We start from the raw sequence: 10704 nt of genomic DNA on the forward strand, positions 1-10704 counted from the left end.
GCCAGAGGAAGTCGCCCCTCTGGCCCGGCGCCCTTTTCACCGGCTTCTGCTCGCTAGTGCCGCACGGCAGACGTGCGCCGCAGACCGGCCGCCGCACCGGCGGCACCCAGCAGACACAGCACCCCGGTCACGGTGACGGCGGTGTGCACGCCGTTCATGAACGCTTGACCGCTGCCCTCCACGACCGCCGACCTCAGCTGCGCGGGCATGTCGGCCGAGACCGGCGCGGCGCCCATCGCCACCGCGTCCTCGGCCTTGTGGAACCCGGCCGCCATGGTCTCGGGGACACCCGCCCCGGTGAGTTCGCCGGTCAGCGTCGAACCGACCCGGCTGCTGATGAGCGAGACGAGGACGGAGGTGCCGAGCGCGCCGCCGATCTGCAGGGCGGTGGCCTGCAGCCCGCCGGCCACGCCCGCGTCCTGGACGGGGGCCTGACCGACGATGGCGTCGGAGGACGCGGAGAGGACCATGCCGACGCCGAGACCGAGCGCGACGAACGGCAGCCACATCGTGGCGTACGACGAGCCGGTGTCCCAGGTCAGCATGCCGAAGGCGGCGGCGGCCTGGAGCAGCATGCCGAGCGGCATCGTCAGGCGGGGGCCGAACCGCGCGGTGAGCGCGGCGCCCAGCGGCGATGCCACCAGAGAGGCCAGGCTCAGCGGCAGGGTGCGCACACCGGCCTCGACCGGCGAGAAGCCGCGCACGTTCTGCAGGTACAGCATCACGAAGAAGATCACGCCGAGCATGACGAAGAAATTCAGGGCGGTGATGACCGTGCCGGTGGTCAGCGCCCGGCTGCGGAAGAGCCGCATCGGCAGCAGCGGATGCGAGACGCGGTTCTCGTACCAGCCGAAGACCCCGAGGAGCAGCACGCCGACGCCCGCGAACCCCAGGGTCCCCGCCGATGCCCAGCCCCAGGTCTCGCCCTTGACGACGCCGAAGACCACGCACAGCAGCGCGACGGCCAGCAGGACGACCCCGAGGACGTCGAAGCGCCGGGACCCGGCGGTGTCCATGCCCCCGCTCTTGCTCTGCGGCAGTACGGCGGCGCTGACCACCAGGGCGATCACGCCGATGGGGGCGTTGATGTAGAAGACGGACTCCCAGGAGACGTTCTCCAGGAGCAGGCCGCCGACGATCGGCCCCAGCGCGGTCGACACCGCGGAGACCATGGCCCAGATGCCCACGGCCATGCCGAACTTGCGCGGCGGGAACGCGGTGCGCAGCAGGCCCAGGGTGTTGGGCATCAGCAGGCCGCCGAAGAACCCCTGCACCGCCCGGAAGGCGATGACGCCCTCGACGGAACCGGAGAGGCCGATGGCGACCGAGGCGAGCGTGAACCCGACGACGCCGACGAGGTAGAACGTGCGGCGCCCGAAGCGGTCACCGAGCTTGCCGCCCAGGATGAGGGAGGCCGCAAGGGCGAGCAGGTAGGCGTTGGTGACCCACTGGAGGTCCGCGGTGGACGCGGCGAGGGCGCGGCCGATCTCCGGGTTGGCGATGGCGACGACGGAGGCGTCGAGCTGCACCATGAAGAGGCCGAAGGCCACGGCGATGAGCGTCAGCCAGGGGTTGGCGCGCCTGCCCGTGGGGGCTCCCGCTTCCGGCGGGGAGTGAGCGGGCAGGGGGGAGTGATCCACGGTGGTGGACGGCATGAAGGTGCCTTGTCTGTGGTGAGACGTGCGTCTGTGAGAGGTGTGAGGAGAGGAAACGCGCAGGCGGCGTCGTGCTGTCGCGGGGCCTGCGCGGAGCCGCGTGCGCGGCGTCGGGCGCGGGTCGACGACGTCCCCGTGACGGGGACGTGCGGGACTATTCCGCCGAGGGCGCGACGTGCAGCCGGCGCGTCAGTGAGGCGAGCGCGCCGACGGCCGACCCCAGGGCGTCACGCTCGCCCTGGGTGAGGAACTGCAGGGCGCGGGCGAGGTGTTCGCCCTCAAGGCGCCGGACCTCGGCCAGCTCGCGCTGGGCGCGGGAGGTCAGATGCAGATGCGCGATCCGCTTGTCGCCGGCGTCCTGCCGCCGTTCCAGCAGCCCCTGCTCGGTGAGCTGGGAGACCAGGGCGCTGACGTTGTTCGGCCGCATCAACAGGGCGTCGGCCGCCTCACGGACGGTGACGCCTTCCTCCTGCGCCACCAGACGCAGCAGGGCGAGCTGGGCCTCCGGGGGCTTGGGGCGCGCGAAGTCGCGGCCCACGTGCCGGTCCAGGGCGCGATTCAGCGCGGGCAGGCTCGCCGCGAGCGCAGAGGCCACACGGTCGAGGTCCTGGGCGGACGCGCTGGGATCGGGCATGCCGAAAGAGTACCTCTCCTGCCATAGGTATGTCCAAAGACGTTGTTCCGGCGTTCCGGCGTTCCGGCGTTTCGGTGTTTCGGCGTTCGGCGGGAGCGAGAAGTGGGAGGTCAGGTGGACCAGATGACCTGGCCGTTGTGCACGATGACCACCTTGCCGTCGGGTCGCAGGACCAGCCGGGCGCCTTCGTGGCCGTGGCTCTTGGAGGCCCAGATGGGGCGGTCGTCGCCGTTGTGGATGACGAGGTTGCCGTCCGGCTGGAAAATCGCCCGGTGGTTCTCGCCGAAGGTCATGGCCGCCCAGATGGCCTTGCCCTTCTCGTTGTAGACGACCAGGTTGCCGTCGGTCTGCATGACCATGCGGATGCGGTTGGTGGTCCAGGCCTGCTTGACCTCGAGGACGCTGGGCGCCGAAACGGTCTCGGTGCTCCAGTTCGGCTTCGGGGCCGCCTTGGGCTTGGGCTTCGGCTTGGACTCCTTCTTCTCGGGCGACTTGCTCGGGCTCGGCTGCGGGGCGGGCGCGGCAGCCTTGGGGACCGCGGCCTTCTTCGGCTTCTCGGTCTTCTTCGGCTTCTTCTCGGACGGCGACGAACTGGGCTTCTTGGCCTTGTAGTCGTCGAGGGCCGCGGGGCCGGAACCCGGGTTCAGCACGGTGTCGCCCGCGGACAACTCCTTGTCGTTGTCCGGGGGGCCGTCGTCCCTGGCGCTTCCGACCAGCAGCAGGGGTATCGCGATCAGGGCGGCACCGGCGATGGCGGCCCCCGCCAGGACCGGCTTGCGGGGGCGGCCCCTGTCGACACCGGTGCCGGACTTGACGCCGGGCGGCGTCGCCCCGACGGCCGCCGCCACGGCGACGCGCTCTCCGGGAGCCTTGGTCGCCTCGGCCGACTTGGTTCCCTCGGTCGTCGACTTGGCCCCCTCGGCCGTGGCGGGGGCGGCCGAGGCCTCGGGGGCGGCGTTTCCGTCCGGGGCAGGGGCGGGGGCAGCGGTCTTCGCCTCCGGGGCCTCGGGGGCGGCTGCTCCGCCGGGCGGGGTGGCGGCTGCCTCGTTGTCCGGGGCGGAGGGCGTGGCCGGCCGGCCGGACTCCTCTGCGGGGGTGGCGGCCGTCTCCGCGTTCGCGCCGGGGGTGCGGTGCTGGGGGGACATGCGGTACTCCTCGGTGGCGGAGCTGTCGGGGTGAGCACGGGCCTGCGTGGCGGCCGGGCCGGTCGAGCGCCGGGCACCACACGGGTGTGGGGCGGGAGCCGCGTCGAATTGAGCCGGTGGGGCTCGGTACTTGATGCCGGTCGCCGCGTGGTCAGCCGCGGTGGCGGCCGCAGGCCGGTCCGACGCCTTCCGGGCTGCGAGGTCTTCCCGTACGGCCCTGGCCCGGTCGCCCGGCCGGAACGCACTGCACGTCGGCGGGGCCGACAGCGTTGTCCAACTTAGCCCGTCACAGGGCCCACGACCGCATCTGGCACCACAACTGCCCCTTCGCTTTGTCCACTCACGCCTTAGTGCTCCCGGAAAGTTCCCCACTCGGGCAACAAACGGGCACGTCCGAGCCTGAAGCGGATCTTCCCCGGCACCCAACGAAAGAGACGCGTGTGGCATTGTGTTGACTCCGGACGTGATCAGTGTCGGCGTGCGCGCCTGTTGTCCGGCGCCCAACGATGCGTACGGACCGAAGAGTTCAGGTGGAGATGCGGCCCGGAGAACGGCAAGAGGGCAGGCTTGATGACGTCAGGCCCGTGACGTCCGACGCGCCGGGCCCGGCCGCCGCCCCCGCGTCAACCGCGTCATCCGCAGGCGAGACGCCCGGGGCTCCCGAGGCCCCCGGAGTCACCGTCACACCGGAGATACCCGAGGCCGTGCGAGCCGCCGCCCGCCAAGCGCCGGGCCACTGGATCGGCGTCGTCGACCCGGAGTGGACCGACGAACGGACCCCACCGGAGTGGGCGGTGCTCGGCGAATGGCAGTCCGACGAGAGCGGCGGCGTGGGGGACTACCGCGCCAACCCCGCGTACCGGCCCTCGGCCGGAGTGCTCGGCTGGCCCGAGCCCACCGACCCGGTGGACGCGGCGGCGCAGCGTGCCGCCACTGGCTACGGCTCGGTGGACGAGGCCCTTTCGGCGCTCGCCGCGGCCGAGATCACGGTGCTGCGCGGACCGGACGGCGGCCCGCTCACGGCCGCCGGACGGGACGGAGCCCCGGTGATCCTTCTGTTCACCTCACCGGCACACGAGTTCACGTCCGCGGCACTTGTGCATGACATGGTCCCGGCGCGGGAGCTGGCCCGTTCGCTGAGCGGTTCGGGCACCTGGCTGTCCGTCAATGCCGGGGCGGCGGCCCCCATGTTCGTACCTGCGGACAGTCTTCTCGGCACCGTCAGCGGGCCGGAGGCCGAGGAGACGCCCGCCGCGAACGCCGCGGACTCCCCCGAACCACGACCCCACACCACAGCCACAGGGAGGACCTCCTCGTGACGAGTTCGGCCCAGCAGCCCCCCACGCCCCAGAGGGCCGAGACCGGTTCCGACGGCGAGGAGACGACGACAGCGGCGGCCACCACCGCCGAGCCGAAGGCAATACCCGCAGCAGAGACCGAGGTTGAGGCCGAAGCCGAGACCGAGGCCGAGACCGCCAAGGCCGAAGAGACCGCCAAGTCCGAAGAGGCGGCCGGGCAGGGCAGGAGCGGCGCCGGGCCCGAGGGCGAAACCGCCTCCGAAAGCGGCGCCACATCCGGTACGGAGCCCGAGGCCGACCCCGGTGCCGCGACCGCGGCCAAGAGCCGGCTGCCCGCGCTCGTACGGACCGTGTCCGCGACCGCGATCGGCAAGCCGCAGCAGCGGACCGGACCGGTGGGCCGGCCGGGCAGGGCGGTGCTCGCCGGGGCAGCCGTCGCCGGGGCGCTGGTCGTGTCGGTGCCGTTGCTGACGCTCGGCGGTGACGACGACAAGGACCGCAAGGCGTCCGCGTCGGCGGGCACCGTCCTCGGCGGGGACGAGCAGGAGGCACCGGGCGAGTTCGCGCAGACCGCGCCCGACACCGGCTCCGAGGACGACAAGAAGAACGCCGGGAAGTCCGACGAGACCGGGAAGCCGAAGAAGCCGGCGAAGGAAGCTGTCGCGTCCGCCCCGGCGAAGGACGACGGCGACAAGGACAAGCCGAAGGACGACGGCAAGAAGTCCCGGACGGAGCAGCAGCGCAGCGAGAAGAAGTCCGACGGGAAGAAGGACACGCCCAAGAAGGCCAACCCCGGCCTGACCCTCAGTGCCCCCGTCTCCTTCCGCAGTCACCTCTCGGGCCGCTGCATCGACGTACCGGGACACGACTTCAGCGACGGCAAGCAGCTGCACATGTGGGACTGCAACGGCGCCCCGGCGCAGAAGTTCCAGTTCGCCTCCGACGGCACCATCCGTATCCAGGGCAAGTGCCTGGACGTCGCCAACGCGAACTTCAACGACCGGACGGCCATTCAGATCGCCTGGTGCAACGGCGCCGACGCCCAGAAGTTCGCGCTGAACGCCAGCCACGACCTGGTCAATACGGTGGTCGGCAAGTGCGTCGACATCAACGGCAGCAACCGGGAGAACCGCGCTCCTCTGGAGCTGTGGGGCTGCACCGGCAGGGACAACCAGAAGTGGAGCGTCTGACCGGACCCGCCGGAGCGGGAGCACACCACTCCCGGCGCCCGCCCGTCGCAGAGGGACAGGCATGATGGCACCGTCGGCTCGCCGACACGCGCCCCCGGGTGAGGGGGCGCCCCGTTGCAGAGGCCGCCATGGCAAGGAGGTTGGTGCGTGTCGCGCCAGGTACTGACGGTCGGTCCGGGGAGCCAGGACCGCTACCGGACGATCGGTGAGGCACTCGCTGCCGCCCGGATCGGCGCGCTCATCAGCGTCCGGCCCGGTACGTACGCGGAGAACCTCGTGATCCACACCCGGGTCACCCTCACCGCCGCCGAGGGGCGGGGCACCGTGGAGATCCGGCCGCGCTCGGGCAGTGTGCTCGCGCTGCGCGCCGACGCCGTGATGCTCTCCGAGCTGACCCTGCGCGGCGGGGACGCCGAGCTGCCGGCCGTGGACGTGCGGCGCGGGCAAGCCGCACTCGACGGCTGCGAGGTCGTCGGCGCCGCGTGGACCGCGATGCTGGCCGGGGGTACCGGCTCCTTGGCGCTGCGGGAGTGCCGGGTGAGCAACCCGCAGGGCGCGGGCATCGTGGTCACCTCGACCACGCCCACCACCGTGGAGTCCTGCAGCTTCGAACACCTCGGCACCAGCGGCCTGGTCATCGCGGAGGAGGGCGACGCGCGGGTACGCGGCTGCACGGTGCGCGGCGCCCGCGGCAACGGCCTGCTCGCCAACGGCGAGGCCCGCGGCACCGTCGAGGACTGCGACTTCTCCTCCACCGACAAGCCCTCGATCGCCTTGGAGGGGAACTCCGCCCTGACGGTGGTGCGCACCGTGGTGCACGACACCAGCACCGGCGTGCACCTGAGCAGCGCGGGCCGTACGACCCTTGAGGACGTCCGCGTCACCGGCGCGTCCGGCAACGGAATCGCCCTTGCCGGGGGCAGCGACCCGGTCCTGCGCCGCTGCCGGGTCTCGCGCACCCGCGGCCACGGGGTGCTCGTCACCGACCGGGCGCGCGGCACCTTCGAGGACTGCTGGGTGGACGGCGCGCAGGGCGCGGCGCTGCGGGTCGCCGGGGGAGCGTCCCCGGCGCTGACCGGCCTGACGGTTCGCGACAGCGACGGGACCGCCCTGCTCCTGGAGGAGGACTCGGCGCCCGAGCTCGACCGCCTCGAGGTGATCGGCGGTTCGCCCGCCATCGCGATACGCGGCGGCGCCAACCCGCTGCTGCGCCGGGCCCGCCTGGTGGAGCCCGCCGGTGACGGCATCGCGGCCGTCAAGGACGCCCGCGGCCGCGCCGAGGACTGCGAGATCGTCCGGCCGAAGGGCGCGGGCGTCCGCGTGGCCTCCGGCAGCACCCTCTACCTGGCCGGCGGCGGCGTCTCGGACACGGCCACCGGCGGTCTGGTCGTGGAGGACGGCGGCAACGTCACCGTCCGCGACTTCCGCGTGGAGATATCCGGCGAGGAAGGGGTGGTCGTGGCCGCGGGCGGCGAGCTGACCGCCAACCGCACCACGGTGCACGCCCCCAAGAGCCACGGGTTCCTGCTCCACGAGGGCGCCCTTGCCTCGCTCAGCGGCTGCGAGGTCTCCGGCGGTGAACAGGACGGCTTCCGGGTGGAGTCCACCGCGCCGGTCTCCCTGGTCAACTGTCTCGCCCGGGAGAACGCGGGCGGGGGCCTGGTGCAGACCGCGCCCGGCGAACGCCTGGCCGTGGAGGGGCTGAGCAGCGTCGGCAACGGCAAGCGGGACGCCTGGGGGAGCGGCAGCGCGGAGAACACCGATCCGGCGGGCTCCGGCGCCGGGGACGCGCCGCCGCCGGACCGCGAGGACGGCCCGCTCGGCGCTCTGAACGCGCTGATCGGCCTGGAGAACGTCAAGCAGCAGGTGGGCACCCTGGTCAATCTGACCCAGCTCGCCCAGCGCCGCGAGCAGTTGGGCATGTCGGCGCCGCCGATGAGCCGGCACCTGATCTTCGCCGGGCCGCCCGGCACCGGCAAGACCACCGTCGCGCGCCTCTACGGGGCGATCCTGGCCGAACTGGGCTCGCTGCGCAGCGGGCACCTGGTGGAGGTCTCGCGCGCCGATCTGGTCGCCCAGGTCGTCGGCGGGACCGCCATCAAGACCACCGAGACCTTCCAGCGTGCCCTCGGCGGTGTGCTGTTCGTCGACGAGGCGTACACGCTGACCGCGGACAGCGGCAACGGCGGCGCCGACTTCGGCCGCGAGGCGGTGGACACGCTGCTCAAGCTGATGGAGGACCACCGCGACGACGTGGTGGTGGTCGCGGCCGGCTACTCCCGCGAGATGGACTCCTTCCTCGGCTCCAACCCGGGCCTGGCGTCCCGGTTTTCCCGGACGGTGGAGTTCGAGAACTACTCGGTGCCCGAACTGGTCGCGATCATGGGCAACATGTGCTCCCAGCACCAGTACGAGCTGGGCGAGGGCACCGCCGACGCGCTGGCCGCACACTTCGAGGCGATGCCGCGCGACGCCGGCTTCGGCAACGGCCGTGCGGCGCGCGGGGTGTTCGAGGAGATGGTGGACAGACAGGCGGTACGGCTCGCCACCCTGCCGCAGGTCAGCGAGAGCGACCTGCGGCTGCTGCTGCCCGAGGACGTCTCCGTCGCCGCCGCGGCCAAGGGCGCCGAGACAGCGGCCCCGGGCGCTGATCCGCTGACGCGCCTGGGTGACATGGTCGGCCTGGCCGAGGTGAAGCGCGAAGTCGCGGACCTGGTCAACCTCATCACCACCGCCCGCCACCGGGCAGCCGCCGGACTCCCGGTGCCCTCGCTCAGCAACCACCTGGTCTTCACCGGGCCGCCCGGCACCGGCAAGACCACCGTCGCCCGCCTCTACGGGGAGATCCTGACCCAGCTGGGCATCCTCGACCGGGGCCAGCTGATCGAGGCGGCCCGCGCCGACCTGGTCGGCCGCTATATCGGCCACACCGCCCAGCTGACCCGGGAAGTCTTCGAACGGGCCCGCGGCGGTGTGCTGTTCATCGACGAGGCCTACACCCTCACCCCGGCCGGCGGCGGCGCCGACTTCGGCCAGGAGGCGGTGGACACCCTGCTCAAGCTGATGGAGGACCACCGTGACGAGGTGGTCGTCATCGTCGCCGGCTACACCGACGAGATGGAGCGCTTCCTCGCCTCCAACCCCGGCCTCTCCTCCCGCTTCCCGCGCCGGATCGGCTTCACCGACTACTCCTCCGAAGAGCTGGTCACCATCGTGCGCGCGCAGGCATCGGCCATGGGCTACGAGTGCGGTCCCGGCACCGGCCCGCTGCTCCGGGAGTACTTCGACTCGCTGCCACGGGACCGCTCCTTCGGCAACGCGCGCCTGGCCCGCCAGGTGGTCGAGTCAATGGTCACGCGCCAGGCGGGACGGCTCAGTTCACTGGCCGCGCCCACCCTGGACGACCTGCGCGTCCTGGTCCCCGCTGACGTCGTATCCACGGCACCGAAGGCGGCCCCCCGATGAAGCCGCCCGCCCGCGGGAGCGCCCGCCTGGTCACCGGCGCCGGCCTTGCCGCCGCGCTGCTGCTCACCGTGTCCGCCCCGGCCGCCCCGGCGGCTCCCTTCTCGCGGCCGCCGACCGCCGACGGGCCGCCGGCCGCCGACGGGAAGAAGGGCCAGGAACTGCCCGGCATGCCCTCCGCGCTCGACACGGACGCCGGAAACGCGCCCTGCACCCCCGCCTCGCAGGAGAAGGCCGGGAAACAGGACTGGTCGCGCCAGCGCCTCGACCTGGACCGGCTGCACCAGTACGGCACCGGCGCGGGTGTGACCGTCGCCCTGATCGGCACCGGTGTCGCCCCCGACGCCGCCGGGCTCGAGGGCCGGGTCACCGCCGCGGGCACGGCCGGTGACGACTGCGTGGGCCACGGCACGTTCCTGGCCGGGCTCATCGCCGGGAACGGCGGGGGAAGCCCCCGCCTGGCCGGAGTCGCCCCCGGCGCGACGATCCTGGCCCTGCGCGGCACCGGCCCACGCGGGCAGGCCGACGCCGATCTGGTCGTACAGGCGGTGCGCGAGGCGACCGAGGCCCGCGCCGGAGTCATCGCGATCGCGGTGGCCCTGCCGCGCCGCGACAAGGCCCTGACCCGCGCTGTCGCCGATGCCCGCCGCGCTGGCGCCGTGGTCGTCGCGGCAGCCACCCCGGACCCGACCGGGCGCGGCACCGAGGAGGTCGCATCGCGCACCTACTGGCCGGCCGGCGAACCCGGCGTCCTCTCGGTGGCCGACATGCTCCCCGCCGGCGTCCGCCCGGACGGCGCCCTGCCCACGGACGGCATCGACCTGGCCGCCCCCGGAGCCGGCGTGGTCTCCGGCGGCCCGCGCGGCGACGGCCACTATCTCGGCGCTGGAGCCTCGGTGGCCGCCGCCCAGGCCGCCGGAGCCGCCGCGGTGGTCCGCGCCGCCCACCCCGACGAGAAGCCCGACGCCGTCGCGCGCCGCCTGACCGCCACCGCCTACCCCGCGGACATCCCCCAGCTGGACGCCTACGCCGCCGTCACCACGGTCCTCGGCGACTCCGGTGCCCCCAGCGGCACCGAGCGCGCCACGGATGCCGTGGCCGTGCGCGACACCTCCGCGGCGGACCGCGCGTCCGACCGTGCCACCCTCTTCGTGCTGTTGGGCACCGCCGCCGTACTCGCCGTCCTCTGGGGCGCGTTCGCGCTGCCCCGGGCACGCGGAAGGGGCTGGCGCCCGGCGGAAGCGGGCGGACCGGCCAAGGACTGAACGCAGGGCTGAGCGACGGACTGAGCGCAACGGGAAGCGGGGGCCACCTTCTGGT

General features: G+C 73.2%; 7 protein-coding genes. 4 read left to right on the forward strand and 3 right to left on the reverse strand.

All coding sequences use genetic code 11. The annotated features are described in order from the left end of the window. Positions 1-53: 53 nt before the first annotated feature. From ACWGIH_RS43035 to ACWGIH_RS43045, 3 genes are all read right to left on the reverse strand, one after another. Positions 54-1655: an MFS transporter gene (locus ACWGIH_RS43035; RefSeq protein WP_453449048.1), complete on the reverse strand. Its 1602-nt coding sequence runs from the start codon at positions 1653-1655 to the stop codon at positions 54-56. Between the two features lie 154 nt (positions 1656-1809). Then, on the reverse strand, positions 1810-2289 hold the full coding sequence (locus ACWGIH_RS43040; protein ID WP_453449047.1) for a MarR family winged helix-turn-helix transcriptional regulator: 480 nt from the start codon (positions 2287-2289) through the stop codon (positions 1810-1812). Between the two features lie 110 nt (positions 2290-2399). Next, entirely contained in the window at positions 2400-3434 is a 1035-nt protein-coding gene (locus ACWGIH_RS43045) for a mannose-binding protein (protein WP_453449046.1), read from the reverse strand. A 584-nt stretch (positions 3435-4018) separates the two neighbouring features. Between ACWGIH_RS43045 and ACWGIH_RS43050 the strand changes: the two genes are divergently transcribed. The 4 genes from ACWGIH_RS43050 to ACWGIH_RS43065 all read left to right on the forward strand — a co-directional run bounded on the left by ACWGIH_RS43050 (position 4019) and on the right by ACWGIH_RS43065 (position 10649). After that, positions 4019-4753 (forward strand): type VII secretion system-associated protein, encoded by a 735-nt coding sequence (locus ACWGIH_RS43050; protein ID WP_453449045.1) that lies wholly within the window; start codon positions 4019-4021, stop codon positions 4751-4753. Next, entirely contained in the window at positions 4750-5922 is a 1173-nt protein-coding gene (locus tag ACWGIH_RS43055) for a ricin-type beta-trefoil lectin domain protein (RefSeq protein ID WP_453449044.1), read from the forward strand. The genes ACWGIH_RS43050 and ACWGIH_RS43055 overlap by 4 nt, the downstream gene beginning before the upstream one ends. A 147-nt stretch (positions 5923-6069) precedes the next feature. Beyond that, positions 6070-9387: a right-handed parallel beta-helix repeat-containing protein gene (locus tag ACWGIH_RS43060; RefSeq protein WP_453449043.1), complete on the forward strand. Its 3318-nt coding sequence runs from the start codon at positions 6070-6072 to the stop codon at positions 9385-9387. Further along, entirely contained in the window at positions 9384-10649 is a 1266-nt protein-coding gene (locus ACWGIH_RS43065) for a S8 family serine peptidase (protein ID WP_453449042.1), read from the forward strand. The genes ACWGIH_RS43060 and ACWGIH_RS43065 overlap by 4 nt, the downstream gene beginning before the upstream one ends. Positions 10650-10704 lie beyond the last annotated feature (55 nt).

This window comes from Streptomyces sp. NPDC054872 (assembly GCF_053610705.1).

Excerpts from the sequence above, each read along its gene's own strand:
- ACWGIH_RS43035 (WP_453449048.1), bottom strand. The coding sequence starts at position 1,655 with ATGCCGTCCACCACCGTGGATCACTCCCCCCTGCCCGCTCACTCCCCG.
- ACWGIH_RS43040 (WP_453449047.1), bottom strand. The coding sequence starts at position 2,289 with ATGCCCGATCCCAGCGCGTCCGCCCAGGACCTCGACCGTGTGGCCTCT.
- ACWGIH_RS43045 (WP_453449046.1), bottom strand. The coding sequence starts at position 3,434 with ATGTCCCCCCAGCACCGCACCCCCGGCGCGAACGCGGAGACGGCCGCC.
- ACWGIH_RS43065 (WP_453449042.1), top strand. The coding sequence starts at position 9,384 with ATGAAGCCGCCCGCCCGCGGGAGCGCCCGCCTGGTCACCGGCGCCGGC.